24 protein-coding genes are annotated in these 26513 nt (G+C 53.4%); 12 read left to right on the top strand and 12 right to left on the bottom strand.

Features of this window, described 5'->3' with window-relative positions; genetic code table 11:
* Positions 1 to 361: 361 nt before the first annotated feature.
* Genes ACVB80_RS14295 through ACVB80_RS14285 form a run of 3 tightly spaced genes read right to left on the bottom strand, consistent with a single transcriptional unit; the run spans position 362 to position 5413 of the window.
* Positions 362 to 3466 carry an efflux RND transporter permease subunit gene (locus ACVB80_RS14295; RefSeq protein ID WP_481081963.1) on the bottom strand — a complete coding sequence of 1035 codons (3105 nt, stop codon included), beginning with the start codon at positions 3464 to 3466 and terminating at the stop codon, positions 362 to 364.
* Positions 3463 to 4770, bottom strand: coding sequence for an efflux RND transporter periplasmic adaptor subunit (locus ACVB80_RS14290; RefSeq protein ID WP_481081962.1), 1308 nt, complete (start codon positions 4768 to 4770; stop codon positions 3463 to 3465). Before ACVB80_RS14290 ends, ACVB80_RS14295 begins: the two co-directional genes overlap by 4 nt.
* On the bottom strand, positions 4754 to 5413 hold the full coding sequence (locus ACVB80_RS14285) for a TetR/AcrR family transcriptional regulator (RefSeq protein ID WP_481081961.1): 660 nt from the start codon (positions 5411 to 5413) through the stop codon (positions 4754 to 4756). Before ACVB80_RS14285 ends, ACVB80_RS14290 begins: the two co-directional genes overlap by 17 nt.
* Before the next feature lie 395 nt (positions 5414 to 5808).
* Between ACVB80_RS14285 and leuA the strand changes: the two genes are divergently transcribed.
* The 5 genes from leuA to ACVB80_RS14260 all read left to right on the top strand — a co-directional run bounded on the left by leuA (position 5809) and on the right by ACVB80_RS14260 (position 11593).
* The gene (gene leuA / locus ACVB80_RS14280; protein ID WP_481081960.1) at positions 5809 to 7362 is read left to right on the top strand and encodes a 2-isopropylmalate synthase; all 1554 of its coding nucleotides are present in this window, start codon (positions 5809 to 5811) and stop codon (positions 7360 to 7362) included.
* Positions 7363 to 7546: 184 nt separating this feature from the next.
* Positions 7547 to 8638: a 3-isopropylmalate dehydrogenase gene (gene leuB / locus ACVB80_RS14275; protein ID WP_481081959.1), complete on the top strand. Its 1092-nt coding sequence runs from the start codon at positions 7547 to 7549 to the stop codon at positions 8636 to 8638.
* A 49-nt stretch (positions 8639 to 8687) separates the two neighbouring features.
* On the top strand, positions 8688 to 10085 hold the full coding sequence (gene leuC, locus ACVB80_RS14270; RefSeq protein WP_481081958.1) for a 3-isopropylmalate dehydratase large subunit: 1398 nt from the start codon (positions 8688 to 8690) through the stop codon (positions 10083 to 10085).
* 11 nt (positions 10086 to 10096) lie between these two features.
* Positions 10097 to 10699, top strand: coding sequence for a 3-isopropylmalate dehydratase small subunit (leuD, locus tag ACVB80_RS14265; RefSeq protein ID WP_481081957.1), 603 nt, complete (start codon positions 10097 to 10099; stop codon positions 10697 to 10699).
* Between the two features lie 108 nt (positions 10700 to 10807).
* Positions 10808 to 11593, top strand: a complete 786-nt coding sequence (locus ACVB80_RS14260; protein ID WP_481082069.1) for a DUF547 domain-containing protein — start codon at positions 10808 to 10810, stop codon at positions 11591 to 11593.
* Here the strand turns inward: ACVB80_RS14260 and ACVB80_RS14255 are convergent.
* Positions 11590 to 12126 (bottom strand): DUF924 family protein, encoded by a 537-nt coding sequence (locus ACVB80_RS14255; RefSeq protein WP_481081956.1) that lies wholly within the window; start codon positions 12124 to 12126, stop codon positions 11590 to 11592. The two genes, ACVB80_RS14260 and ACVB80_RS14255, sit on opposite strands and share 4 nt — an antisense overlap.
* Before the next feature lie 9 nt (positions 12127 to 12135).
* Complete coding sequence (gene djlA, locus ACVB80_RS14250) at positions 12136 to 12990, bottom strand: co-chaperone DjlA (RefSeq protein ID WP_481081955.1); 855 nt, start codon at positions 12988 to 12990, stop codon at positions 12136 to 12138.
* A gap of 152 nt (positions 12991 to 13142) precedes the next feature.
* On the opposite strand from djlA, the gene lptD reads away from it, so the two are divergent.
* The 6 genes from lptD (at position 13143) to apaH (ending at position 19898) form a co-directional block, all read left to right on the top strand.
* Entirely contained in the window at positions 13143 to 15452 is a 2310-nt protein-coding gene (gene lptD, locus ACVB80_RS14245; protein ID WP_481081954.1) for an LPS assembly protein LptD, read from the top strand.
* A gap of 25 nt (positions 15453 to 15477) precedes the next feature.
* Positions 15478 to 16797 carry a peptidylprolyl isomerase SurA gene (surA, locus tag ACVB80_RS14240; protein WP_481081953.1) on the top strand — a complete coding sequence of 440 codons (1320 nt, stop codon included), beginning with the start codon at positions 15478 to 15480 and terminating at the stop codon, positions 16795 to 16797.
* A complete protein-coding gene (pdxA, locus tag ACVB80_RS14235) occupies positions 16787 to 17773 on the top strand; it encodes a 4-hydroxythreonine-4-phosphate dehydrogenase PdxA (RefSeq protein WP_481081952.1) in 987 nt (328 codons plus the stop codon). The genes surA and pdxA overlap by 11 nt, the downstream gene beginning before the upstream one ends.
* Entirely contained in the window at positions 17770 to 18576 is an 807-nt protein-coding gene (gene rsmA / locus ACVB80_RS14230) for a 16S rRNA (adenine(1518)-N(6)/adenine(1519)-N(6))-dimethyltransferase RsmA (RefSeq protein ID WP_481081951.1), read from the top strand. Before pdxA ends, rsmA begins: the two co-directional genes overlap by 4 nt.
* A gap of 120 nt (positions 18577 to 18696) precedes the next feature.
* Positions 18697 to 19077 carry a Co2+/Mg2+ efflux protein ApaG gene (apaG, locus tag ACVB80_RS14225; RefSeq protein ID WP_481081950.1) on the top strand — a complete coding sequence of 127 codons (381 nt, stop codon included), beginning with the start codon at positions 18697 to 18699 and terminating at the stop codon, positions 19075 to 19077.
* Between the two features lie 14 nt (positions 19078 to 19091).
* Complete coding sequence (apaH, locus tag ACVB80_RS14220) at positions 19092 to 19898, top strand: bis(5'-nucleosyl)-tetraphosphatase (symmetrical) ApaH (protein WP_481081949.1); 807 nt, start codon at positions 19092 to 19094, stop codon at positions 19896 to 19898.
* Positions 19899 to 20088: 190 nt separating this feature from the next.
* Here the strand turns inward: apaH and folA are convergent, their stop codons facing one another.
* From folA to rplU, 6 genes are all read right to left on the bottom strand, one after another.
* Positions 20089 to 20571: a type 3 dihydrofolate reductase gene (folA, locus tag ACVB80_RS14215; RefSeq protein ID WP_481081948.1), complete on the bottom strand. Its 483-nt coding sequence runs from the start codon at positions 20569 to 20571 to the stop codon at positions 20089 to 20091.
* Positions 20572 to 20582: 11 nt separating this feature from the next.
* Positions 20583 to 21065 (bottom strand): threonine/serine exporter family protein, encoded by a 483-nt coding sequence (locus tag ACVB80_RS14210; protein ID WP_481081947.1) that lies wholly within the window; start codon positions 21063 to 21065, stop codon positions 20583 to 20585.
* Positions 21047 to 21814: a threonine/serine exporter family protein gene (locus ACVB80_RS14205; RefSeq protein ID WP_481081946.1), complete on the bottom strand. Its 768-nt coding sequence runs from the start codon at positions 21812 to 21814 to the stop codon at positions 21047 to 21049. Before ACVB80_RS14205 ends, ACVB80_RS14210 begins: the two co-directional genes overlap by 19 nt.
* A gap of 101 nt (positions 21815 to 21915) precedes the next feature.
* A complete protein-coding gene (cgtA, locus tag ACVB80_RS14200) occupies positions 21916 to 23082 on the bottom strand; it encodes an Obg family GTPase CgtA (RefSeq protein WP_481081945.1) in 1167 nt (388 codons plus the stop codon).
* Positions 23083 to 23369: 287 nt separating this feature from the next.
* Positions 23370 to 23627, bottom strand: coding sequence for a 50S ribosomal protein L27 (gene rpmA, locus ACVB80_RS14195; RefSeq protein ID WP_047876379.1), 258 nt, complete (start codon positions 23625 to 23627; stop codon positions 23370 to 23372).
* A gap of 22 nt (positions 23628 to 23649) precedes the next feature.
* Positions 23650 to 23961, bottom strand: coding sequence for a 50S ribosomal protein L21 (rplU, locus tag ACVB80_RS14190; protein WP_481081944.1), 312 nt, complete (start codon positions 23959 to 23961; stop codon positions 23650 to 23652).
* Between the two features lie 271 nt (positions 23962 to 24232).
* On the opposite strand from rplU, the gene ispB reads away from it, so the two are divergent.
* Positions 24233 to 25204: an octaprenyl diphosphate synthase gene (gene ispB / locus ACVB80_RS14185; protein ID WP_481081943.1), complete on the top strand. Its 972-nt coding sequence runs from the start codon at positions 24233 to 24235 to the stop codon at positions 25202 to 25204.
* 80 nt (positions 25205 to 25284) lie between these two features.
* Here the strand turns inward: ispB and mdh are convergent, their stop codons facing one another.
* Entirely contained in the window at positions 25285 to 26220 is a 936-nt protein-coding gene (gene mdh / locus ACVB80_RS14180; protein ID WP_481081942.1) for a malate dehydrogenase, read from the bottom strand.
* Between the last annotated feature and the right edge of the window lie 293 nt (positions 26221 to 26513).

Genomic DNA, 26513 nt, shown 5'->3' with positions numbered 1-26513 from the left:
TATTTGCTCTGGTTTGTCAGGGTAATGTCAGACAGAGCGTAAACGTTTGCTTTTGGCAACTGACAGAGTTGTTCCTGCGTATCCCATTCTCCTGTCATGATCCACTTCACCAATGCCATTGCAACATTTGAATAACAGACCAGTTCTGCAGCTGATTTACTCAACCGTATACGGGACACCACTAATCCGCACCACAGCATTCCCGGAATTCTTCGTTGTCACATCACCCAGCTGTCCGCCGGGTCACCAACGTAGCTTAACAACCAACCGTAGCCCCCCTTCAAAGAGACAGACGGTAAAAAAGGGACAAAAAAAGCGCCTGCAATGCAGACGCTCTCTGAACATATAAACCTTACAACCGTTAGTGCAGCTCTTCGTGCTTATGCACCAGGCCAAAATCGGCCAGGATGGCATAGGCAGACGGGATCATGAACAGCACCAGCAGGGTCGAAGCGAAGATTCCGAAAACGATAGAGATCACCAGCGGCTGAATCACCTGAGCCTGAAGGCTGGTTTCGGTCAGCAGCGGCAGCAAACCCGCTGCAGTGGTCAGCGAGGTAAGGAACACCGCCCGGAAACGCTCCCGGCTGGCTTTGACCACGGAGTCATGCACGCTGTCTCCTTCATCCACATGGTGACGGATATACTGCACCAGCAATATCGAGTCATTGACCACGATCCCCGCCAGTGACACAAAACCCATAATACTCGGCATACTGAGCGAATGCCCAAGCAGGAAGTGTCCCCAGATCACACCTATCAGCGCCAGCGGGATTGCCAGCATCACCACAAATGGTTCCAGATAACTGCGGAACTGGTAACTGAGAATGACAAACACCCCAAACAGCCCCAGTGCAAATCCGCTGGCAATAGAGCCTGCTGTTTTGGCACTGTCCTCTGCCTGGCCTTCAAAATCAAATCTGAGCCCCGGGTATTTGGCTTTCAGCACCGCTACTTCTTCACGCTGAAACTGGGTGATGATTTCGGTGGAGCTGGCTTTGCTGTTGTCCACGTCGGCATAGACACTGATGGTACGCAGACCGTTAATACGCTGAATGCGGACATAGTTGCGCTGAAAATCAAGCGTTGCCACCGCACCAAGCGGGATCTGTTTGCCCTCTGCCGTGATCACCGGGAAATTCGCCAGTTTTTGCAGATCACCAGCCTGAAGCTTATTGAGTCGTACCTCTATCTTTATGTTCTCAACCCCAACCTGAATCTCATCGGCGGTCTGACCAAAGAAAGCGGCACGAAGCTGACTGGCGATCATCTGGCCATTGATGCCAAAGGTTTCAGCGCCAGGGCGCAGTTTTACCAGCACCTCTTCTTTACCCATCCGCATATCATCGAGCACCCCGGTCACGCCGTCGAACTCATTAAGATAGTGCTGAATATCCACCGATGCGGCTTTCAGCTCACTGAGGTCATCGTGCTGGGCACGGATCTCTATCGCCCGGCCCCCCGGGCCCATCACCGGCTGCTTAAACACCAGTGAGACCGGCATTGCCAGCTCGCCCACATCTTCACGCCAGGCATCGATGAAATCATCCATTACCGTATTACGCAGCTCAGCTCCCAGCAGATCCAGCCGCACGGTCGCCAGGTGCGGCCCGCTCTCGTCCGCGTCTGCGTTAAAGTTGAACTGGCTGGTGATGTGCTCCACCAGAGGCCTTCCGTCTTCAGCGCTGGCACTGAACTCCGCGTTGAGTTTTTCCGCTGACGCGACCAGGGTTTCCACCACCTGCTCAGTCTGGCTCAGGGTCGAGCCCGGTGGCAGTATCACCCGGGCCTCGGCTATATCCCCGTCGAGATCCGGAAATGGCACAAACTTGACCACCCCGCCCGCGACCAGGCCAACGGAAGCCAGCAGCAGTGCCAGTACGCCGCCCAGAAAGGCATAACGCCAGCTCACTACCTTCTCCACCCAGCCCATCAGGCGCCCGTTACGGAACTGCTCAAAGCGCTCCAGCAACACCCGCTTGAACTTAAGCGGCTGACGCTCTTTGCCCTGTTTATGCAGCGAATGAGACAGGTGATTAGGCAGGATAAGGAAAGCTTCCACCAGGCTTATCGAAAGCACCAGAATCAGTACCTGTGGCACCGCTTTTAGTACCGCACCCATCTCACCTTCAAGAAACAGCAGGCTGCCAAAGATGCAGACTGTGGTCAGAAATGATGAAATCACCCCGGGCAGTACTTTGCTCACCCCTTTATACACGGCGTCATCCACGCTCTCACCACGATCGAGGTGCGCGGCAATGGACTCGGCGATCACTATCGCGTCATCCATCATGATACCGATCGCCATAAGCAGACCAACCAGCGACATGATATTGATCGAAAGCCCGATCTGCGCCATCAGGAACATACCGCCGAGAAAAGCCACCGGCAGGCCAGCTGCCACCCAGAACGAGTAGCGGAAGCTGAAAAACAGCCACATAGTGGCAAACACCAGTACGATACCCTGCCAGCCATTTTTCACCATCATGGTCAGACGGTCCCACAGCACTGAGGAGAGATCGTTGGTCATCTCAAAGGTGACCCCGTCGGGTGCGATTGCCTGCTGATCTTCTACAAACCTGGCGACCTGCTCTTTGATCCGCAGTGCGTCATCGGCTTTGTTTTTACTTACTTTAAGCATCGCCGAAGGCTGCTCATCAAACAGAACTTTCTGCTCATCCAGCTCAAAGCGGTCAGTAATGGTGGCAATATCGCCCAGACGGATCACGCTGCCGTTTGGCGCAGATCCCACCACTATGCTTTCCAGCTCACGGGGGGTGATACGCCGCTCGTCAAAACGGATAAGAAAGTTTTTTTCCGGCGTCTCAATATTACCGCCCGGCAGCTTGATGTTCTGTCTGCCGATCTGGTTTGCAATATCCGCCACACTCAGGCCGAGCTGGCGAACCGCCTGATCGTCGAGTTCCACCCGGTACTGATGGTCTGAAAAACCACTGACATCAACCAGCGACACGCCGTAATCGAGCTTCATGGTCCGTTTCAGCTGCTCGGCATAAGCTTTGAGTTCCGGCCAGCTGGTGTCGGCAGTGATCGCCACATCGACAACCGGTTCATTCCAGTCCAGCTCCTGAACCACCGGGCTCTCAATCTCATCAGGAAAGTCGTTGATGGCGTTAATCTGGGTCTGAACATCCACCAGCATACGGCCTATATCGGCCTTCTCACTGAGCTTGAGCACCAGCCTGGCAGAGCCTTCAACCGCCTCACAGCGGGTCTCTTCAATGTTGGCCAGGCCGTCTACCGAGTCCTCCATACGGACACAGATACTCTCTTCCACTTCCTGAGGCGAGGCGCCGGGGTAGACCACCGCCGCCATAATATAGGGAGGCGAAAACTCGGGAAACGTCTCGCGTTTGAGCTGTGGCAACGCGGTGATCCCGAGGATCAGCAGCGTCAGCATCAGCAGGTTCGCCGCCGTCGGGTGACGGGAGAAAAAACGGATCATAGCGCGCTCTCCTTATCCTCTTCACGCACCAGCATCCCTTCGATAGCTGGCAGCAGGTCGTTAAGGATCAGCTTGTCGCCCGCAGTAAGGCCGCCCTCTATCGCCACCTGGTTATTACGGCGAAACAGAACCTTAACCGGCAGCTTTTTCAGCCGCTGATCCGCATCCACCAGATAGACGATATCACCGTGCAGTGCCCGCTCCGGGATCACCCAGTGCTGTGTTCCCTGCCCTTCGATCCTGGCGCGGACGAACATGCCATTCACCAGCGGCGGTGTCTTACCCGGATTGAGGTTCTGATAATCCTGATCCACTTCGAGGATCACGCCGACTGTGGCCTGATTCGGATCCACAGTTTCACTGATCCGCGCCACCCGTGCCGGCCAGCTGACACTGCTGCGCCCGCTGCTGAGCTCAATGCTGGCGTTAAAACCGGACAGGTCCGGGTCGGTGGCCGAGAATCCTGCGCTGAAATGTTCAGCCAGCCCGGAAGCCAGCACGCGCATATCGTGAATGGCGATCTGAGCTTCGACTTCCATGGTCTCCACACCGTGGCCAATCACCATGGTCTGCTGCACGTTCACCACCTGATCCTGCTCAATGTCGACTTCGGCGATCCGCATATCTTCCGTCAGTACCACGCTGGTTTTTTCAAGGGAGCGGCGGGCTTCTTTCACCCGTGAGTGATTCACTTTGATCTGAGCCTGGGCCACTTTTCGTTCATCCGGAAACAGTGACAACTGGTTCTGCATGTCTGCAACCATCTTCTGCTGAGAGAGGTAAGACTGGGTCTGCTGATCCACATCAGACTGAGAAGTCAGGCCTTTTTTACGCAGGTTCTGCTTGCGCTCCAGCTCTTTTTTGGCAATAGCCAGCCGGTTGCGCTCGATTGAAAGAGTACCTTTAAGGTTTTTTTGCTCCTGCTCCAGCTTGGCCAGCTGAGTTTTACTGGAGCTGAGATCCGCCTCAGCCTGAGCCAGCTTGAGTTCATAATCAAGCGGGTCGATACGCAGGATCTCTGTACCGGCGGGCAACAAACGACCTTTTTCCAGCAGGGGATTACGGTAAATCACTTTGCCGCTGACCTCAGCAATGGCTTTCCATTCCAGCTTGGGCGCCACTTTGCCAAAACCCTCTGCAACAGGCGCAATTTCAGCCAGCTCCATCTCCATCACCTGCACCAGCCTGGCACGGCTTTCTGCCGGTTTGGTCGGCGGCTTTGGCCTTAAATTGACGGCCAGCACCAGGATGACCACCCCGGCAATCAGGGCCGGGAAGAACAGTAATTTACGCTTGATGCTCATGGGACTCTCCTGTGGTCACCGGGTTTAACAGACCGCGTTCAATAAGGGCCAGGTTGTGCTCCAGCAGACGCTGAAGAAAAAGTTCATCGATATTTATACCCTGCATTTTCATTACCGCCGGGGGGGCGATAAAAGGAAATACCATCAGGCTGATATAGCTCATCCGGCACAACAGCGGGTCCAGGTCATCACGCAGAACACCTTCACTCTGCATCTGCTCAAAGAGCACTTTTTGAGCCGGCTTAGTAATATCACCAAACACTTTTGCCACAGTCTGACGCTGCAGCGAGCTCTCTTCCATCATCATGACCCTGGCAAGCAGTCGGGGAAATGCAGGGTTTTTACCCATCATGCTGTAATAGGTTTTCATTATGTTAAGAAAACCCTCTTTATCGCCTTTCTGCTCGAGTTTGAGCACAATTTCCCGCATCGGCTGCAGGGTTTCGCGAATCATGGTTTCAAACAATCCGGCTTTGTTTCCGAAGTAATAGCGGATCATCGCCATATTAACCCCGGCCCCTTCGGCCAGCATCCGGGTAGAGACTTTTTCATACGGCATAGTGCTGAACAGCTCCCTGGCCTGAATGATTAAATTCTCTCTGGCATCAATACCCTGGCCTGGTCTTCCTGGTCTTCTGGCCATCTGATTTTCCCCTGCTGAATTATTCAATCGATTAATTATAGACAGGTGAATTACGCAGCAATAGCGGAATAATTCATCAGTATTTCATCGTTTGATTAATTTAACGTATTCAGTACCGTGGGGAAAAAATCATCATCCAGGCCTTGACGTACCCCATTGAGTAGGGTACTAATTTGTTAACTTAATTTTGTGGACAGGTAACATGATGCCGCGTTTTTCTTCTCTTCTTAGCCTCCTCCTTATCGTGATTACATCGCGCGGGTAGGCTGTGGACGAAAAACACCACACAAACAAAAGAGCCCGCACCTGATGCGGGTTTTTTTGTAACTGACAAAACATAAAAAATCGGTATCAGCGGGAAGCAACCGATAAACAAACCAGGAAAGGACACAATCATGAGCGATCAGGTCATTATCTTCGACACCACCCTGCGCGATGGCGAGCAGGCGTTGTCAGCCAGTTTAACCGTAAAAGAAAAACTGCAGATCGCTTACGCCCTTGAGCGTCTGGGTGTGGACGTGATTGAAGCAGGCTTTCCGGTCTCTTCACCAGGCGACTTCGAATCAGTACAGACCATTGCCAAAAACATCAAAAACAGCCGGGTCTGTGCCCTGTCCCGCGCGGTCGCCAAAGATATCGATGTTGCCGCCGAGTCACTGAAAGTCGCCGAAGCCTTCCGTATTCACACCTTTATCTCCACTTCTACCGTTCACGTTCAGGACAAACTGCGCCGCAGCTACGACGACGTAGTACAGATGGGTGTGGAAGCAGTGAAACGCGCCCGTCGCTATACAGATGATGTGGAGTTCTCCTGTGAAGACGCCGGCCGCACCCCAATCGACAACCTGTGCCGTATGGTAGAAGCGGCTATCGACGCTGGTGCAACCACGGTAAACATTCCGGATACGGTCGGCTACACGGTACCGAGTGAGTTTGGCGGTATTATCCAGACCCTGTTTAACCGTGTTCCGAATATCGATAAGGCGGTGATCTCGGTTCACTGTCACGATGACCTGGGTATGTCGGTGGCCAACTCTATCGCCGCGGTTCAGGCCGGTGCCCGCCAGATCGAAGGCACCATCAACGGTATCGGCGAGCGCGCCGGTAACTGTTCGCTGGAAGAGATCGCCATGATTATCAAGACCCGCGCGGAATTCCTGGGTGTAAACACAGGGATCAAGCACGATGAGATCCACCGCACCAGCAAGATGGTCAGCCAGCTGTGCAATATGCCGGTTCAGAGCAACAAGGCTATCGTTGGCGCTAATGCCTTCAGCCACTCTTCCGGTATCCACCAGGACGGCATGCTGAAGAACAAAAACACCTACGAAATTATGACCCCTGAGTCCATCGGCCTGAAAAACCAGGCGCTGAACCTGACTTCACGTTCAGGCCGCGCCGCGGTGAAAAGCCACATGGACTCCATGGGTTACAACGAAGACGAGTACAACCTGGACGCCCTGTACGCCGACTTCCTGAAACTGGCGGACCGCAAAGGCCAGGTATTTGACTACGACCTGGAAGCGCTGATGTTCTTCTCCAACCTGAAAGAAGAAGACGACTACTTCAAGCTGAACTACCTGAGCGTGCAGTCCGGCAGCGTAATGGCGACCACCAGCATCAAACTGCAGTGCGGTGATAAAGAGACCAGTGAAGCAGCGGTGGGCAACGGCCCGGTTGACGCCCTTTACCAGTGTATCTACCGCGTCACCGGCTACGATATCGTGCTGGATAAGTTCGACCTGACCGCCAAAGGCGAAGGGGAAGACGGCCTGGGCCAGGCCGATATCATCGCCAACTACAAAGGCCGTAAATACCACGGCACCGGCGTCTCTACCGATATCGTTGAAGCCTCAGGTCAGGCGCTGCTGCACGTGATCAACAGCATCTACCGCGCCGAGCAGATCGAAGAGATCAAACAGAATAAAGAGAAGATAGAGGCGGTTTAGCGGAACCGCAGGTCCTGGAAAGAGCAGGTTCTGGATATAACCCCCAGGACCCAGGACCCAGGACCCAGGACCCAGGACCCAGGACCCAGGACCCAGGACCCAGGACCCAGGACCCAGGACCCAATTTTCCCAAAACCCAGTTAATAAATTCAAACACAACTTATTAAAAAAGGACAAACCCACCATGGCAGGCAAAAGCTACAAAATCGCTGTATTACCGGGAGACGGTATCGGACCGGAAGTGATGCAACAGGCGCACAAAGTACTGGATGCGATTGAGCAGAAACACAGTATCTCTTTTGAGCGCGAACAGCACGATGTCGGCGGTATTGCTATCGACAACCACGGCTGCCCGCTGCCGGATTCAACCCTGAAAGGCTGTGAAGATGCAGATGCGGTGCTGTTTGGCTCGGTTGGCGGCCCGAAATGGGAACACCTGCCACCAAACGAGCAGCCGGAGCGCGGTGCGCTGCTGCCACTGCGAAAGCACTTTCAGCTGTTCTGTAACCTGCGTCCGGCGCAGATCCATAAAGGTCTGGAAGCTTTCTCGCCGCTGCGTGCCGATATCTCTGAGCGTGGCTTCGATATCGTGGTCGTGCGTGAGCTGACCGGCGGCATCTACTTCGGCCAGCCAAAAGGACGCGAAGGCGAAGGCGCCAACGAAAAAGCGTTCGATACCGAGGTGTATCACCGCTTTGAGATCGAGCGTATCGCCCGTATCGCATTTGAATCTGCCCGCCTGCGCCGTAAAAAGGTGTGCTCGATAGACAAAGCCAACGTTCTGCAGAGCTCTATCCTGTGGCGTGAAGTGGTGGAAGAGATCGCCAAAGAGTACCCGGACGTGGAACTGACCCACATGTACATCGACAACGCGACCATGCAGCTGATCAAAGACCCGGCTCAGTTCGATGTGATGCTCTGCTCGAACATCTTCGGAGACATCCTGTCAGACGAGTGCGCCATGATCACCGGCTCAATGGGCATGCTGCCTTCAGCCAGCCTGAACGAGAGCAAGTTTGGTCTGTATGAGCCGGCAGGTGGCAGCGCGCCGGATATCGCAGGTAAAAACATCGCTAACCCGGTTGCCCAGATCCTGTCTGCAGCCCTGATGCTGCGCTACAGTCTGGGCGAGGAAAACGCAGCTCAGGATATCGAGAACGCAGTATCCAAAACGCTGGAAGCAGGCGAACTGACCGCGGATCTGGCCGGCAGCAAACCAGCTCTGTCGACCTCTGAAATGGGTGACAGGATCGCCGCTTATATCGCTCAGTCTTAAGGATTTTCCGGCAGCGCAGGCCGCTGCCGGTCATAAGGAAGCAAACACAATGTCGAAAACACTATACGAAAAAATCTACGACGCACACGTGGCCGTTGCCGCAGAAGGTGAAAACCCTATCCTGTATATCGACCGTCATCTGGTTCACGAAGTGACTTCTCCTCAGGCGTTTGACGGCCTGCGCGAGAAAGGACGTAAAGTTCGCCAGACAGGCAAAACTTTTGCCACCATGGACCACAATGTCTCTACCACCACCAAAGATATCAACGCTTCCGGTGAAATGGCGCGTATCCAGATGGAAACACTGTCAAAAAACTGCGAAGAGTTCGGTGTCACCCTGTATGACCTGAACCACAAGTACCAGGGCATCGTCCACGTCATGGGGCCGGAGCTGGGCATTACCCTGCCGGGTATGACTATCGTTTGTGGTGACTCACACACCGCAACCCACGGCGCATTTGGCTCGCTGGCATTTGGTATTGGTACTTCTGAAGTTGAGCACGTACTGGCGACTCAGACCCTGAAACAGGCGCGCGCCAAAACCATGAAGATCGAGGTCAAAGGCAAAGTCGCTGATGGCATTACCGCCAAAGATATCGTGCTGGCGATCATCGGCAAAACCACCGCTGCCGGCGGAACCGGCTATGTGGTCGAGTTCTGCGGCGAAGCGATCACCGACCTTTCTATGGAAGGCCGGATGACGGTATGTAATATGGCGATCGAGCTGGGTGCCAAAGCCGGACTTATCGCACCGGACCAAACCACTTTTGACTACATCAAAGACCGTAAATTTGCCCCAACCGGCGCAGACTGGGATGCAGCCGTTGCGTACTGGTCAGGTCTGAAGTCAGACGATAACGCACAGTTTGACGCGGTTGTTACCCTTGAGGCGGCAGAAATCAAACCTCAGGTGACCTGGGGTACCAACCCGGGCCAGGTGATCGCGGTAGATCAGGCTATTCCTGCTCCGGCCGATTTCAGTGACCCGGTAGAGCGCGCATCCGCGGAAAAAGCCCTGGCTTATATGGGCCTGGAAGCGGGCAAAAAACTGTCTGATTACCCTGTCGACAAAGTCTTTGTCGGCTCGTGCACCAACTCACGCATCGAAGATATGCGCGCAGCAGCAGCTGTGGCCAAAGGTAAGAAAGTTGCTGCGCACGTACAGGCGCTGATCGTACCAGGCTCTGAGCAGGTAAAAGCCCAGGCAGAAGCCGAGGGGCTGGATAAAATCTTTATCGAAGCGGGTTTTGAGTGGCGTCTGCCGGGCTGCTCCATGTGTCTGGCGATGAACAACGACCGCCTTGGGCCTGGAGAGCGCTGCGCGTCGACTTCAAACCGTAACTTTGAAGGCCGCCAGGGACGCGATGGCCGTACCCACCTGGTCAGCCCGGCTATGGCAGCAGCCGCTGCTGTCGCGGGTCATTTTGTCGATATTCGTGAGCTGTAAGGAGAGCAGAGATGGCAGAATTTAAACAACATACCGGCCTGGTGGTTCCCCTGGATGCAGCCAACGTCGATACCGACGCGATCATTCCCAAGCAGTTCCTGCAAAAAGTGTCACGGCTTGGTTTTGGTAAGCACCTGTTCCACGACTGGCGCTTTCTGGACGATGCCGGTGAGCAGCCAAACCCTGAGTTTGTGATGAACGCTCCCCGCTATCAGGGCGCGAGCATACTGCTGGCCCGGGAGAACTTCGGCTGCGGCTCATCGCGGGAGCACGCTCCGTGGGCACTGGCTGACTACGGGATCCGCGCCATGATTGCGCCGAGCTTTGCCGATATTTTTTACGGTAACTCGATCAACAACCAGATGGTTCCGGTCCGCCTGACCGAACAGGAAGTCGATGAACTGTTCCGGTTTGTCGAAACAAACGAAGGCGCAGAGATCACCGTAGACCTGGAAGCGCTGGAAGTACGCGCCAACGGCAAAACTTACACCTTTGAGATCGATGAGTTTCGCCGTCACTGCCTGCTGAACGGTCTGGATAATATCGGCCTGACCCTGCAGCACGAAGATAAAATTGCGCAATACGAGCAGAATATTCCGGCATTTCTTCGCTGATTATGAATGCTTTTGATTAGAGCGGCCACCGGCCGCTTTTTTTATGTAAGTTTTCCAGCGCTTACCGGGTCATATAGAAAACCCCAAACAGGAGCCGCCGCTGTGAGCCTGAAAAAACACTTCGCCTTGTTAATTTGTCTGCTGAGCTTTTCCGTCTGGTCTGCCCCAAAATCTGAGCTGTGGGAGCTTTGGGATCATGGCAACCCAAATAGTCAGCAAACCATCTCACACCAGGCGTGGCAAAACTTCCTCAGCCGTTATCTGATAAGGGATAGCGAACACCAGCTGCTCAATTATTCCGGCGTTTCTGAGGCTGATAAACAGGCGCTTGGTGACTACATAAAGCATTTGGCCACCCATGATCCAAAAGCTTATTCCAGGGCTGAGCAGTATGCCTACTGGGTCAATATGTACAACGCCATTACAGTAAAACTGATCCTTGATGAGTACCCGGTGAAATCGATCACCAAACTGGGTGGCCTGTTCAGTTTCGGCCCCTGGGATGAAGAGGTGGTGACGGTAAACGGACAGGTACTGACGCTGAACGATATTGAGCACAGGATCCTTCGCCCAATCTGGAAAGATCCCCGCACCCACTATGCGGTCAACTGCGCCAGCCTGGGCTGCCCTAACCTTCAGCCTGAAGCGTTCAGTGCAAACAATAGCGAACAACTTCTTGAAAGTGCGGCCAGGGCCTTTATCAACAGTGATAAGGGTGTCAGGGTCACAGACAAAGGTCTTGAGCTTTCATCCATTTATGAGTGGTTTGAAGAAGATTTTGGCGAGAGCGAACAGGCACTGCTGGAGCACCTGAGAAGATACCGCCCGGACCTGCCTGAGCTCCCCGGGCGTATCAGTTACGATTATGACTGGTCGTTAAACCAGGCGAATTAAAAACCCGAACCAGGTTGAGTAAGGAACTCTGCCTCTTCCGGCGTTGAAATGCGCCCAAGAATATCGTTGCGGTGAGGATAGCGGCCAAATCTGTCTATGATGGCTTTATGGCGCAGTTCAAAATCCAGCGTATTGGAATCACCGTTGGCCTGAAACAGGGCTACGGCCTGCTCATGAACCAGTACGGACTCACTGTGCATAAATGGCATACAGAGAAAGTTTCGCCTGCTCTGATCCAGCACCTGATCGTCTCCGCAGCGCACCGCCTCCTGAGCCAGGGCAAGCGCCAGCGGGTCTGAAGCAAAGGCCTGTGGTGTACCACGGTAAATATTGCGGGAAAACTGATCCAGAACGATAATTTCTGCCAAGCGGCCAAACGGACTCTGGCGCCAGGCAAACAGCTCACAGGCCGCGGCCTGACGGTGCAGCTCGCCAAACCGGCTGGCTATTTCTTTATCCAGCTCTTTGTCGGCGACAAACCACTGCTTCGGCGTCAGTTCATCAAACCAGAAACTCAATACATCCGTGTACATAAACACTCCTTATTTAAAGCCCTGCTCTTTTTTGATCAAATCGTAGGCCGACTGGATCTCCTGGGCTTTCTCTTTGGCCATCTCCATCATTTCCGGTGGCAGACCTTTGGCCACCAGTTTATCCGGGTGGTGCTCGTTCATCAGCTTGCGGTAAGCACGTTTAACGCTCTTCGAATCTGCGTCTTCATCAATACCCAGTACGCTGTATGCGTCAGCCAGCTGATTACGTGATGGTGCCTGCTGCCAGCCACCCGGTCCCTGAGACTGGCCGGATTGACCAAACCCACCGCGCTGGAAGCGAAACGCCGCCTCCTGCATATGCAGGCGCTGCTCAAGCTGAGCAGAAGAAAAGCCCAGACCGCGGGCAACTGCGTGCAGTACGTCGCGCTCACTCGGATGAACTTCACCATCGGCAAACGCGGCAGAAATCTGTAACTCCAGGAAAAACTGCAGCAGGTCGTGACGCCCGCCCGAAGAAAGGCGCACTTTCTCCAGTACATCACGCAATGGGAAGTCACTGTCTTTCCCTTCACGAAATGCATCCTGAGCGGCACGGCGTTGCTCACCATGGAGGTTCATCCGCGCCATCATGGTGCTGGCGAGCTGAATTTCTTCTTTGGTCACCTGACCTTTCGCTTTCGCCACGTGTCCCATGACCGCAAATGCGCTGCGGAAAAACTCCGCCTGATCCTGAGCCGAAGAGCGGCGGAAGCCGCCTCCCAAAGGTCCCTGACCAAATCCGCCATGCTGCAACGCCCTGGCTTTATCAAACTGGTGGCCGATAAACAGGCCAAACACCGCCCCCAGCAGTCCCCCTAACAGCGAACCAAAAAATACGCCGAGAATTTTGCCGAAAATCTGCATTATTGTGCTCTCAATCTCTGAATTTTTATTGTGGAATGCGGTCTTATAGTGTCGGTGAAAGCAATAATCCTTTATGATAAAGGACCTTTTCGCTGGAAATCTTTTCCGACCGTAACCTAATGGATTCAAGTTTCACAGGATAGTTCAACCCGATGCTTCGTACTTCCCGCACTCTTCTTGCCATTTCAGTCAGTGCCGCTCTGTGCGCACCAGCGACCCAGGCTGAAGACCAAAACTCAGACAGTTTGCAGCAAATGTCCCCCCAGGATCAATGCCAGCAGACCAAAAGCGGTCAGAAAGATATCAATGATGAACCCATTTATATCGATGCAGACCGGGCAGAGGCACAGGCAGATACCCAGGCAGTGTATGAAGGGAATGTCATCGTAACCCAGGGCGTGCGCCAGATTGAAGCCGATACCATTACCCACAAACCGGTGGAACAGGTGATGATCGCAGAAGGCGATGTTCGCTTCCGCGACGGCCAGGTTAAAGCCAACGCAGATAAAGTGACGGCCTACCTGGAAACTGAAGAAACCCGGATGGAGAACTCCAGCTATCAGTTCCTGTGTGAGTCGGGCCGTGGTGAAGCGGCGATGGTGCTCAAATCCGGTCAGAAAGTCTATGAGCTCGAAGACGGCTCTCTGACCTCCTGCCCGGAAGGTGACAACGCCTGGATGCTGAAAGCCGGCTCCATTGAAGTGGATAAAGACGAAGAGCAGGCCTACTTCTACCACACCCGTTTTGAAGTGCTGGATGTACCTGTATTCTACGTGCCCTATATGAGCATGCCGGTCGGTGGTAAGCGCAAAAGCGGCCTGCTGTTTCCAAGCGTCTCGCTGGACACCAAAGATGGCCTGAAAGTAAAGGCACCTATCTACTGGAACCTGGCCCCTAACTACGACCTGACCACCACCATCAACTATATGGAACGCCGCGGCACCCAGTTTGACGCGAATTTCCGCTATCTGACCGAATACGGCAGCGGCTCCCTGCAGGGGGAGTACATCAAGCGCGATGAGCAGTCAGAGCGTGAACATCACCGCTGGGCATTTGGATATAAACACGACGGCATTATCGCTGAGAACTGGAAAGTCAATATCGACTACTCCCGGGTCAGCGATGCCGACTATTTCAAGGATCTGGACTCCAGTGTGGGTAACCGTGAAGACGGCCAGCTCCTTCAGATGGGAAGCGCCAGCTACCGCCAGCAAAACTGGGATGTAGAGCTGAAAGTCAAAGACTTCCAAATCCTGGATGAAGGCAGTAACCAGCCCTACCAGCTGCTGCCTCAGCTGAAATACAACTTCTATGCACCCGGCTTTTACAGCGGGGTGAACTTTGACCTTATCAGTCATATCAGCCGGTTTGAAAACATTGATGAAACAAAGCCAACCGCGACCCGGGTCCACGTTGAGCCAGGGATCCAGATCCCGCTGACCCGCCCGTGGGGCAGCCTGACCGGTGAAGCGCGGATGCTGACTACTTACTACCAGCAGGAGTTTGACGACAGTATTAAAGGCAATGAAAGCCTGGAAGAACAGGTCACCCGCACCCTGCCGGAAGTACGCATCAACGGCCTGCTCAACCTGGAGCGGGATGCGGGCAGTTATACCCAGACCCTGGAGCCTCAGGTTCAGTACCTGTATATCCCAAAAGTTAACCAGGATAACATCGCCCTGTACGACACCACACTGCTGCAGACCGACTATTACGGCCTGTTCCGCAGCCGCAAGTACAGCGGGGTCGACTATATTAACCCGGCCAACCAGATCAGTTATGGTGCCACCACCCGCTTCTATGACGGTGACTACAAAGAGCGGCTGAACATTTCGTTCGGTCAGATCTACTATCTGCAGCCGGAGTCGGACAACGGTGCAGAAGACCTCACCGCCTACTCGGCCTGGGCGATAGAGAGTGACTTTAACTTTAATGACTATCTGTTCTACCACGGCGGTATTCAGTATGACGTTAAGACCAGCGCCATTCAGCTGGGCAACAGCGCGCTGGAGTACCGTTTTGACAAAGGCTACGTCCAGGGTAACTACCGCTATGTATCCAAGGATTACATCAGCCAGTATGTCGGCTTTATTGATCAAAGTGACCAGGTTGAAAACAAGTACACCCGAGACGGCATCTCGCAGGCGGGTCTGCTGACCGGTATGGACCTTACCCGCAACTGGCGGGCAGAAATCCAGTACTTCCATGACCTGACCGAAAACGTCAAACTGGAGAGCCTGGCCAAGCTGGCATACACCAGCGACTGCTGGTTTGTCGCTATCGCCTATACCCAGCAGCTTCGTGACTGGGAAGGCGGCGTTGGAACCCAGGGCACCACCCCAACCTACGAAAACAACCTGAAATTCAACATCGGTATTCGCGGCTTTGGCACCGAACTGAGCTCCATTCAGTCTACCGATAACGCGCTTGGCTATGGCCGGCCTTTCTACCTGAACAACTAGAACGCAGAATTTGGAATTACTACAGATGAAAATGTGGAAAAAAAACCTGGCAACCCTGGCCCTGTCACTGAGCGGCCTGGCGATGCTCCCTCACGCGACCGCCGGGCAGACAACAACACAAGCCGTAGAGCTGGATAAAGTTGTCGCTATCGTCAATGAGGGCGTAATCCTGCAAAGTGAGCTGGATGCTGCGCTGAAAACCATTAAGGCCAATGCCAAAGCCGGAAACCAGGCCCTGCCGGATGAGAAAATCCTGCGTGAGCAGGTGATGGACAAACTGATCCTCGATACCATTCAGACCCAGCAGGCTGAGCAGATGGGGGTGCGCATTGACGACAACCGTCTGGAGCTGGCCCTGAAAGAGGTCGCCGCTTCAAAGAACATGACTCAGGAGCAACTGCGCCAGTCGGTGGAAGCCGAAGGCCTGGCCTGGTCTGATTTCCGCGAACAGATCCGTAAAGAGATCGCCGCTTCAGAAGCGCGTAACGCCCAGGTGCGCCGCCGTATCAACATCCTGCCGGCGGAAGTCGACAACCTGGCGAATATCCTGGCCAAGGAAACCAACGCCAGCGTGCAATACAAAATCAGCCATATCCAGCTGCGCTTCAATGACCAGCAAAGCAAAAAGGAAGTGGAAGAGCAGGCCAAAGATTTGGTGAAGAAACTGAAACAGGGTGATGACTTCCAGACCCTGGCCTTCAGCTACTCCAAAGGTCCGAAAGCCATGCAGGGCGGTGACTGGGGCTGGCTGCGTAAAGAAGAGATGCCAACCATCTTTGCCGACCAAATCACCACTCAGGGCAAAGACAGCGTTATTGGCCCGTTCCGCAGCGGTATCGGCTTCCATATCCTGAAAATCGATGATGTCAAAGGCCTGGAAACCATTTCAGTAACCGAAGTGAACGCACGCCATATTCTGATTAAGACCTCGGTGATCCTGAGTGATGACGGAGCGAAGAAAGAACTGAATGAGATGATCCGCCAGATCAATGCCGGAGAGCGCACCTTTGGCGAGCTGGCTCAGCAGTACAGCGCAGACCCGGGCTCAGCGGCCAACAATGGTGAACTGGGCTATCAGACTCCGGATCTGTACGTACCTGAGTTCAAACACCAGGTGGAAACCCTGCCTGCAGGCCAGATCAGCGAACCATTTAAAACCGTGCACGGCTGGCACATCGTTGAAGTCATGGATCGCCGCCAGGTAGACCGCACCGATTCGGCGATGAAAAACAAAGCCTACCGTATTCTGATGAGCCGTAAGTTTAATGAAGAAGTCGGTGCCTGGATGCAGGAAATCAAAGCCGGCGCTTACATCGAAATCCTGGGAGAGAACGATGACAACTAAGAGAATCGTTGTCACTGCCGGGGAGCCGGCTGGTATCGGGCCGGACCTGGTTCTGGCCCTGTCCCGGGAAGACTGGGATCACCAAATTGTCGTCTGCGCTGACAAACAAATGCTGGCTGAGCGCGCATTGCAGCTGGGCATCGAAGTCGAACTCGTGGACTATCAGTCAGATAGCCTTCCGGTTTCCCAGTCGGCTGGCCGCCTGCTCGTAGACCATATCCCGGCAGACGCTCCGGTTACCGCAGGTCAGCTGGATGAAGCCAATGGCCGGTATGTATTAAAAACCCTGGAAAGAGCCGCTTTGGGCTGTATGCAGGGCGAATTTGATGCTATTGTCACCGGCCCTGTGCACAAAGGGGTGATCAACCGGGCGGGAGTGGCATTCAGCGGACATACCGAGTTCTTTGCTGAAAAATCCAATACACCACTGGTGGTCATGATGCTGGCGACCGAAGGACTGCGCGTCGCGCTGGTCACTACCCATATCCCACTGGCGTACGTGTCCAAAGCTGTCACCAGTGAACGGCTGGAGAGCATCGTCCATATATTGCATCAGGATCTGGTCAGCAAATTTGCGATTCCGGAACCGAAAATCTTCGTCTGTGGCCTGAATCCGCATGCGGGTGAAGATGGCTGCCTTGGCAGCGAAGAGATCGATACCATTACACCAACGCTGGAAAAACTGCAGCAGCAGGGTATCGACGTGGTTGGGCCGTTACCGGCTGATACCATTTTTAATCAGAAATATTTACAGCAGGCGGACGCTGTACTGGGGATGTATCACGATCAGGTGTTACCTGTACTAAAATACAAAGGCTTTGGCCGCTCCGTGAACATCACCCTGGGTTTACCATTTATTCGCACTTCGGTAGACCATGGTACAGCGCTGGATTTGGCCGGGAAAGGCCTCGCGGATACAGGGAGCTTCCAAACCGCACTGAATTATGCGATAGATTTAGCAGAGAAAAAGCAATGAGAAATGATGTCCACCTGGGACACAAAGCGCGTAAACGTTTTGGTCAAAACTTTCTGAACGATCCATACATCATCGATGGCATCGTTTCTTCGATCAATCCAAAGCCAGGCCAGAACCTGGTGGAGATTGGTCCGGGTCTTGGCGCGATCACTGAGCCGGTTGGCAAGCTGGTCGACAAGTTTACCGTTATCGAGCTTGACCGTGACCTGGCTGAACGCCTGCGCAATCACCCCGATCTGGCGGAGAAGCTGACCATCCACGAAGGTGATGCGATGCGTTTTGACTTTACCCAACTGGTGAAGCCAAACAACAAACTGCGCATTTTCGGCAACCTGCCGTACAACATCTCTACCCCGCTGATGTTCCACCTGTTCGAGTTTCATAAAGAGATTCAGGACATGCACTTCATGCTGCAAAAAGAGGTAGTGAACCGTCTGGCAGCAGCGCCTGGCAGCAAAGCCTACGGCCGTCTGACCGTGATGGCGCAGTACTTCTGTAAAGTGGTACCGGTACTGGAAGTGCCACCAACGGCGTTTGTTCCGCCACCAAAAGTCGACTCCGCGGTTGTTCGCCTGATGCCTTATGAAGAGCTGCCTCACCCGGCAACCAGCCTGAAATGGCTTGACCGCGTGTGCCGTGAAGGCTTTAACCAGCGCCGTAAAACCGTGCGTAACTGTTACAAGAGCCTGCTGAGCCCGGAAGTACTGGAAGAGCTGGGTGTTAACCCGGCGATGCGTCCGGAAAACCTGACGCTGGAACAGTTTGTGGCGATGGCGAACTGGCTGGATGCCAACCACGCCTGATTTATCCTCCGGGACAAGCATCAGTTCAAAATAATACAGGCCAGCACACGCTGGCCTGTTTGTTAATTCAAACGGTTAGCCTATTCTGTAAGTAAAGGAAACGGATACCAAGGAGGTTACATGGACGCAGTTCAACCGTGTATCAAATGCCAGGTGCAGACCAAGTATGTCCCTGAGCAATCCGAACCTGACAAACAACGTTATGTGTTTGCCTACCTGATCACAATCAAAAACCTCAGCCCGCACCCGGTTCAGCTGATCTCCCGCCACTGGCTGATCACCGACGCCAACGGCAAACAGCTCTCTATTGAAGGCAGCGGTGTAGTCGGTGAGCAGCCGATCATTTTAGCCAGTGACGAATACAGCTACGCCAGCGCGACAGCCATCGAAACCCCAATGGGTGTCATGCAGGGCTACTACAATATGCAAACCGAACAGGGCGTAAAGTTTAAAGCGGAAGTCGACCCGTTTCGCCTTGCCATGCCTAACATCATTAATTAATTCCAGAGGACACGGTGGCCAATTACATCGTCGGAGATATTCAGGGCTGCTTTGATGAGCTGACCCTGCTTTTAAAACAAGCGAAATTCAAACCAAAAAAGGACTGCCTCTGGCTGGCCGGAGATCTGGTCGCCCGCGGCCCCAAATCCCTGCAAACCCTGCAGTTCGTCAAAGAGCTCGGTGACAGTGCCCGGGTGGTGCTCGGCAACCATGACCTGCATCTTCTGGCGGTCTGGCACGGGTTTAACCGGGTAAAAAAGAAAGACAAAACCGCGCAGATTTTTGAGAGCCCGCAGTGCGAAGAGCTGATGGAGTGGCTGCGCCATCAGCCACTCATGGCCGAGCACGATGAGTTCGTCATGTGTCACGCCGGCATTTCCCCCCAGTGGGATCTGAGCACCGCACGGAAGAGCGCCCGTGAAGTAGAAACTGTGCTGCAGAGTGACCAATGGGTATGGCTGCTGGAAAACATGTACGCCAACACGCCGGAAAGCTGGGATGAATCCCTGAGCGGTATCGAACGCTATCGCTACATCATCAACGCCTTTACCCGAATGCGTTTCGTGTGGCCCGATCACCGTCTGGACATGCTGTGCAAGCTCTCACCGGAAGAAGCCGGGAAGGAGCACCTGACCGCCTGGTTCCGCCACCCCGACCGGATTAAGCTGGAAAAACCTGTTCTGTTTGGCCACTGGGCGGCCCTGATGGGTCACGAAGACGAACACACCATCGGCCTGGACACCGGCTGTGTGTGGGGGGGAGAACTTACTATGCTGAGGTGGGAGGATAAGACTTACTTTACGCAGAAGGCGGTGGATTAACGGGCTCTGGGCTCTGGGCTCTGGGCTCTGGGCTCTGGGCTCTGGGCTCTGGGCTCTGGGCTCTGGGCTCTGGGCTCTGGGCTCTGGGCTCTGCAACCACTGTTTCTGACCCTGGTCTTACTTTCAACACAATAGCTTCGTTTTCCCATGTAACCTATCGCGAGCTCACCCAGGGCCCAGCGCCTAGTACCTAGCGCCTTTCTAAAACCACAAACTCCATATCGTACGCATTCTTCTCATCCACGCTGTAGCGTTCTGAATAGCTCTGTGACCAGCCCTGGCCCCAGTCCGGGAATTGGGTATCCCCTTCGATGTCTGCGTCAATATGAGTCAGGTAGAGACGGTCTGCGCGGGGCAGGCATTCTGCGTAGACAGAGCCGCCACCGATCACCATCACTTCGTCCACGCTGCCGGCCAGCTCAAAAGCTTTATCCAGGCTGGTGGTGGTATCTACACCTTCGATAACCAGTTCAGGGTCGCGGCTGATCACGATATTCTGGCGGCCCGGGAGCGGCCGACCGATCGACTCATAGGTTTTACGGCCCATTACCACCGGCTTGCCCATAGTGCAGCGTTTAAACCAGGCAAAATCCGCCGGCAGGTGCCACGGCATCTGATTGTCTTTGCCAATAATGCGCTGGTTAGCCATCGCGGCGATCATACTTACTTTCATCTGGTTGCTCCTTACACGACTGGTTTGCGGCGGTAGAATAGCAAACCTGGCATAGCGAGGCCAATCGCCAGCCCGGCGATAATAAACATGGCTTTGAGGAAGTTGGAAACCAGCACGCCCATCAGTTCCGGGGTAAACCCGACATGGTTAATCTCAACCAGGGCGATCATGGCTTTAAAGGCGTATACACCGGGAACCATAGGGATCAGGGCCGCCACGGTAAAGACCTTGGGATGAGCCAGAAAACGGTGAGACCAGTGCACCCCGATCATACCGACCAGGGTCGCGGCAAAGAAAGTCGCCCACTCAATCGGCACACCGTAGTGCATCATCAAAAAGCGGCTGCCGTGACCAATCGCCCCGCCCAGCGCGCAATATTTCAGGGCCTTGGTCGGCACATTAAATACCAGTGCAAATCCCACAGCCGGGATCGCGGCGAACAGCATATCTTCAAGCAGTGCCAGAATAAGAGCCATCATCCTACCCACCCCCATACGCCAACCAGGCTCATCGCGCCCATAATGCCAAGACAGGTAGACAGAGTAAGCAGGCTGGCCATCACAAAGCGGGCAATGCCCATATTGATATAGCCTTTAATGACATCCGCCACCGAGTTGATCAGCGGGAAACCGGGAACCAGCATAAGTACAGAGGAAGCCATTGCGATAAACGGTTGATCGCCGACTTCAAACACCATCGCCTGAGCAGAAATAAGGGTGGTCACAAAAGCAGTAACGGAGAAATTCAGCAGAGGGTTAAAATGACGGTGGCCCAGCTCCTGACGGACGATCATCCCCAGTGATGAAGCCACAAAAGTGACGCCGAATACAACCCGGTCACCACCGGCAAGATGGCTGAATGCTGCGCACGACAGGCCAATCATGAAAACTACCAGCCAGCGGTTGTAACGCTCCGGGTTGATCTGATTCAGCTTTTCCTGAGCCGAAACCGGGTCCAGCAGGCCTTTCTCCATCAGAATGCAGATCCGCTGCACCTGGGTGATAACCCGCATGTTAATCCCTTTATCCGGGCAACGCCGGGCGGTGGTGATGCAATGATCATGCATTAAGGTAGTGACCACCAGTGAACTGGCAGAAAGGGAGACTTCCACTTCATCCATACCGCTGGCAAGACCAATACGGCGCATGATATCTCCTACCAGGGTACTCTCCGCCCCGTGCGCCAGCAGCATCTGCCCGGCCTGGGCTATCAACCGGGAGACAGATCTTTGATTACATTCCATATATTACTGAGACATTCCATTAAGCGGGGTCAATATAATAACAAAAATGCCGCCCGGAAAGGCGGCATTTTTTTAAGTCAGCGTTTTAAGCGCTCAGAGGCTCAGTCACGAACGTAGATAACGTGGCCGTCATCTTCTTCGTCATCCCAGTCATCCCAGTCGTCTTCTGTGATCACCTGGTCACCGCTCATCGCGTCTTTGTGGTAATCATCCCACATAAACTCGACTTTCTCTTCCTCGCTCTGCTCTTCAACTTCGCGTGGCAGGGTTTCCATAAAGTCGGCCAGCTTGTAACACAGCTCTTTGGTGCCGTTCTTGTTCACCGCAGAGATCTTGAAGTACTGATCTTCCCAGCCAAGCGCTTCGAGGATCTCCTGGATCTTCTCGTTGACTTCCTCTTCAGGCATAAGATCAACTTTGTTGAACACCAGCCAGCGTGGCTTGCCAGCCAGCTTCTCACTGTACTGCTCAAGCTCATCCATAATAGTCAGGGCATTCTGGATTGGATCTGACTGGTCGATCGGCATGATGTCGATCATGTGCAGCAGCACCCGGCAACGCTCAAGGTGTTTCAGGAAGCGGATACCCAGACCAGCACCGTCTGCCGCGCCTTCGATAAGACCCGGGATATCAGCTACCACGAAGCTCTTCTCAGGAACAACACTTACCACACCCAGGCTTGGGATCAGGGTAGTAAACGGATAGTCAGCCACTTTAGGCTTGGCTGCCGATACCGCGCGGATAAAGGTCGATTTACCTGCGTTTGGCAGACCAAGCATACCTACGTCAGCCAGCAACAGCAGCTCCAGACGCAGCTCACGCATTTCGCCTTTGGTACCCATGGTCTTCTGACGCGGCGCGCGGTTTACCGAAGATTTAAAACGGGTGTTACCCAGACCGTGCCAGCCACCTTTGGCAACCATCACTTTTTTGCCATGCTCAGCAACTTCAGCCACGATTTCATTGGTATGAATATCGACTGCACGGGTACCGACAGGAACGCGCAGTACCTTATCTTTACCGCGCTTACCGGTACAGTTACCACCACGGCCGTTTTCACCGCGCTCCGCTTCATAGAAGCGCTGGAAACGGTAATCGATCAGGGTGTTCAGGTTCTCGTCCGCCAGGATGTAAACATCACCGCCATCACCACCATCACCACCGTCAGGACCACCTTTAGCGACAAATTTTTCACGCCAAAAGCTCACGACACCGTTACCGCCGTCGCCCGCCTGGACTTTTACTACCGCTTCATCAACGAATTTCATCTTTAACTCCGCTATTCTTGCGTGCTAACCACTCTTTTGAGAATGGTATCAATTTTAGCAGATCCGAATGTAAGATCGATCACCTGGATCTTGTCGAACCGCATTCAGGACTAAAAGGAAGTTGCGCTCTGGGCTCTGGGCTCTGGGCTCTGGGCTCTGGGCTCTGGGCTCTGGGCTCTGCAAGTAAGCTACTTACACCTGATGCCAAAACTACTTTCTTTTATCCCTGCATAAATAAAAAACCCCGCCGATTCGGCAGGGTTTTTGAATTCAGCCAGAAACTAAAATTATTCAGCTTCGATGCTAATGAACTTACGGTTCTTAGGACCTTTCACTTCGAACTTAACTTTACCGTCAGTCAGAGCGAACAGAGTGTGGTCTTTACCGCAGCCTACGTTGTTACCAGCGTGGAACTTAGTACCGCGCTGACGTACGATGATGTTACCTGCAAGAACAGATTCGCCACCGAAACGCTTAACACCAAGACGTTTACTTTCTGAATCGCGGCCGTTACGAGTAGAACCGCCAGCTTTTTTGTGTGCCATTGTTAAACTCTCCTAATAAAGATTAAGCGTTGATGCCAGTGATTTTCACTTCAGTGAACCACTGACGATGGCCTTGTTGCTTACGAGAGTGCTTACGACGACGGAACTTAACGATTTTTACTTTATCGCCACGACCGTGCTTAACCACTTCAGCAGTTACCTTGCCGCCCTCTACCAGAGGAGCACCAACAGTGATTTCTTCACCGTTAGCTACAAGAAGAACTTTATCGAATTCAACAGACGCGCCAGTTTCAACGTCTAATTTTTCTAAACGAAGAGTTTGACCTTCGCTTACACGGTGTTGTTTACCACCAGATTGGAAAACAGCGTACATATTTTACTCCGCTTTTTCCGCACAGCCTGAACTCATTGTCTGAGTATATCGGGTGTGCGCTAAACTAATCATCAATAGGGCGCAGATTCTACAGAAGAGATGCCCCTATGACAAGCCATAATTTTAAAAAATTGGCGAAAAGCTAATCGCCAAAGAAAAGTGCGCTAATCATGCCTTTGAAAGATACATTTCGCAATGAATTTTAGTGTAATATTCACCAATTACTAAAAAACGATAAGCCTTGCAGGTTCTAACCTCAGCCGGAAGTACAATGGATTTTAAAGCTATCCAAGCACTCACTGCCGATGACATGGCAAAAGTGAACGAAACAATTCTAGCCCAGCTCAACTCAGACGTATCTCTAATCAATCAGCTGGGATTCTATATTGTCAGTGGCGGCGGCAAGCGTCTGCGCCCATTGCTGGCAGTTTTGTCGGCAAGAGCGCTTGGCTATCAGGGGGAAGCCCACACCACTGCCGCTGCATTTATTGAATTTATTCATACCGCTACCCTGTTGCACGACGATGTGGTCGATGAGTCAGACATGCGCCGCGGTAAAGCTACCGCCAATGCCGCATTTGGTAATGCCGCCAGTGTGCTGGTCGGTGACTTCATCTACACCCGCTCATTCCAGATGATGACCAGCCTGGGATCCCTGAAGATCCTCGCGCTGATGAGCGAAGCGGTAAACGTGATCGCCGAAGGTGAAGTCCAGCAGCTGATGAACTGTAACGACCCGGATACAACTGAAGAAAGCTACATGCAGGTGATCTACTCCAAGACCGCACGCCTGTTTGAAGCGGCCACTCAGGTTGGCGCGATTTTATCTGACGCATCTGAAGAAGTGGAAACCGCTCTGCAGAACTACGGTAAGTACCTCGGCACCGCATTCCAGTTGATCGACGATGTGATGGACTACACGGCTGACGGTAAAGAGATGGGCAAGAACGTTGGCGACGACCTGGCGGAGGGCAAACCGACCCTGCCACTGCTGTACGCGATGCGCAACGGCAATGAAGAGCAGCGCTCGATGATCCGCGAAGCGATTGAAAAAGCTAATGGCATGGAAAAACTTGACGCTATCCTGGAAGCGATGCGCCAGACAGGCTCACTGGAGTACACTACCCAAATAGCGCACCAGGAAGCAGACAAAGCGATTGCCGAGCTGGAGATACTGCCGGAGTCGGAATACAAACAGGCACTGATCGCCCTTGCGCACCTCGCAGTAGAAAGAAACAAATAACCTGCCTGTTTTTCTTTTTCTCTATATATAAGAAAAGCGCTCCATGATGGAGCGCTTTGTCATTTAAACCAGCTTATCGCTTAACCGGCAAACTCTACACCAATTGCAATGTCGCTGTTCAGGGTTTCCTGCATACCATCCAGTGCAGCCTGCTCGAACGCGCTCAGCTCGCCATAGCTCAACACTTCTTCTACCCCTTCACGGCCCAGTTTCACCGGCTGAGCGAAGAAGCGGGTGTTTTCACCCTCACCTTCCACATAAGCGCACTCAACCACACCTTCTTCACCCTGAAGGCCTTTAACCAGTGCCAGACCAAAGCGACATGCTGCCTGCCCCATGGAAAGAGTTGCACTGCCGCCACCGGCTTTGGCTTCCACTACTTCGGTACCCGCATTCTGGATACGCTTGGTCAGCGCAGCAATCTCTTCGTCAGAGAACTCCACCCCCTCAACCTGAGACAGCAATGGCAGAATCGTCACACCAGAGTGACCACCGATAACCGGCACACGAATATCGCCCGGATCTTTGTCTTTCAGTTCAGCAACAAAAGTTTCAGAGCGGATCACGTCCAGCGTGGTCACACCAAACAGCTTACGCTTGTCGTAAACACCGGCTTTCTTCAGCACTTCCGCAGCAATCGCCACTGTGGTGTTCACCGGGTTAGTGATAATACCCACACAGGCTTTCGGACATACTTCGGCAATTTTCTCCGCCAGAGACTTCACAATCCCCGCATTCACATTAAACAAATCGGCGCGGTCCATACCTGGTTTACGCGCGACACCCGCAGAGATCAAAACGACATCTGCTCCTTCCAGTGCCGGGGTCGGATCTTCACCGGCAAAACCTTCAATGTTCACCGGCGTCGGAATGTGGCTGAGATCTTTCGCCACACCCGGAGTCACCGGGGCAATATCATACAGAGCCAGGTCAGAACCCGCTGGCATGCGGTTTTTCAAAAGCAGAGCCAGAGCTTGTCCGATGCCACCTGCGGCACCTATTACGGCAACTTTCATTGTTGTTCTCCTTGGGTTATATCTTTTGTGTTTCACGTTAAGGTTAAAAAGCGGGGATAAGTAAAACGCTATAGCAACCGGGTTCTTATTACAATTAATTAACGTCAGCTTTGCGACCTCGCGCAACTCGCCCGAATCGTGCTACAAATCTGACGCTCATGTTGCGATGAAAACCATGCAAAGACAAGGGGTTAGTTAAGAGATGGGTCAACAAACAATTGAGCTCACCGACAGATTTGAAGGCCCGGTTTGGTACCGGTTGTCTTTTTATGCAAAAATGACGCGGTTTTTAT

The sequence above is a fragment of the Vibrio sp. 9-16B-A1 genome (assembly GCF_056726165.1).
This window is presented reverse-complemented; position numbering and strand designations above follow the sequence as displayed.

What these genes read in the sequence shown, in the direction of transcription:
- cgtA (WP_481081945.1), bottom strand. Translation starts at nt 23,082, where the DNA reads ATGAAATTCGTTGATGAAGCGGTAGTAAAAGTCCAGGCGGGCGACGGC.
- ACVB80_RS14290 (WP_481081962.1), bottom strand. Translation starts at nt 4,770, where the DNA reads ATGAGCATCAAGCGTAAATTACTGTTCTTCCCGGCCCTGATTGCCGGG.
- ACVB80_RS14205 (WP_481081946.1), bottom strand. Translation starts at nt 21,814, where the DNA reads ATGGAATGTAATCAAAGATCTGTCTCCCGGTTGATAGCCCAGGCCGGG.
- rpmA (WP_047876379.1), bottom strand. Translation starts at nt 23,627, where the DNA reads ATGGCACACAAAAAAGCTGGCGGTTCTACTCGTAACGGCCGCGATTCA.
- apaG (WP_481081950.1), top strand. Translation starts at nt 18,697, where the DNA reads ATGGACGCAGTTCAACCGTGTATCAAATGCCAGGTGCAGACCAAGTAT.
- rplU (WP_481081944.1), bottom strand. Translation starts at nt 23,961, where the DNA reads ATGTACGCTGTTTTCCAATCTGGTGGTAAACAACACCGTGTAAGCGAA.
- surA (WP_481081953.1), top strand. Translation starts at nt 15,478, where the DNA reads ATGAAAATGTGGAAAAAAAACCTGGCAACCCTGGCCCTGTCACTGAGC.
- ispB (WP_481081943.1), top strand. Translation starts at nt 24,233, where the DNA reads ATGGATTTTAAAGCTATCCAAGCACTCACTGCCGATGACATGGCAAAA.
- ACVB80_RS14295 (WP_481081963.1), bottom strand. Translation starts at nt 3,466, where the DNA reads ATGATCCGTTTTTTCTCCCGTCACCCGACGGCGGCGAACCTGCTGATG.
- djlA (WP_481081955.1), bottom strand. Translation starts at nt 12,990, where the DNA reads ATGCAGATTTTCGGCAAAATTCTCGGCGTATTTTTTGGTTCGCTGTTA.
- mdh (WP_481081942.1), bottom strand. Translation starts at nt 26,220, where the DNA reads ATGAAAGTTGCCGTAATAGGTGCCGCAGGTGGCATCGGACAAGCTCTG.
- ACVB80_RS14255 (WP_481081956.1), bottom strand. Translation starts at nt 12,126, where the DNA reads ATGTACACGGATGTATTGAGTTTCTGGTTTGATGAACTGACGCCGAAG.
- leuB (WP_481081959.1), top strand. Translation starts at nt 7,547, where the DNA reads ATGGCAGGCAAAAGCTACAAAATCGCTGTATTACCGGGAGACGGTATC.
- lptD (WP_481081954.1), top strand. Translation starts at nt 13,143, where the DNA reads ATGCTTCGTACTTCCCGCACTCTTCTTGCCATTTCAGTCAGTGCCGCT.
- folA (WP_481081948.1), bottom strand. Translation starts at nt 20,571, where the DNA reads ATGAAAGTAAGTATGATCGCCGCGATGGCTAACCAGCGCATTATTGGC.
- leuA (WP_481081960.1), top strand. Translation starts at nt 5,809, where the DNA reads ATGAGCGATCAGGTCATTATCTTCGACACCACCCTGCGCGATGGCGAG.
- rsmA (WP_481081951.1), top strand. Translation starts at nt 17,770, where the DNA reads ATGAGAAATGATGTCCACCTGGGACACAAAGCGCGTAAACGTTTTGGT.
- ACVB80_RS14210 (WP_481081947.1), bottom strand. Translation starts at nt 21,065, where the DNA reads ATGGGGGTGGGTAGGATGATGGCTCTTATTCTGGCACTGCTTGAAGAT.
- leuC (WP_481081958.1), top strand. Translation starts at nt 8,688, where the DNA reads ATGTCGAAAACACTATACGAAAAAATCTACGACGCACACGTGGCCGTT.
- leuD (WP_481081957.1), top strand. Translation starts at nt 10,097, where the DNA reads ATGGCAGAATTTAAACAACATACCGGCCTGGTGGTTCCCCTGGATGCA.
- ACVB80_RS14285 (WP_481081961.1), bottom strand. Translation starts at nt 5,413, where the DNA reads ATGGCCAGAAGACCAGGAAGACCAGGCCAGGGTATTGATGCCAGAGAG.
- pdxA (WP_481081952.1), top strand. Translation starts at nt 16,787, where the DNA reads ATGACAACTAAGAGAATCGTTGTCACTGCCGGGGAGCCGGCTGGTATC.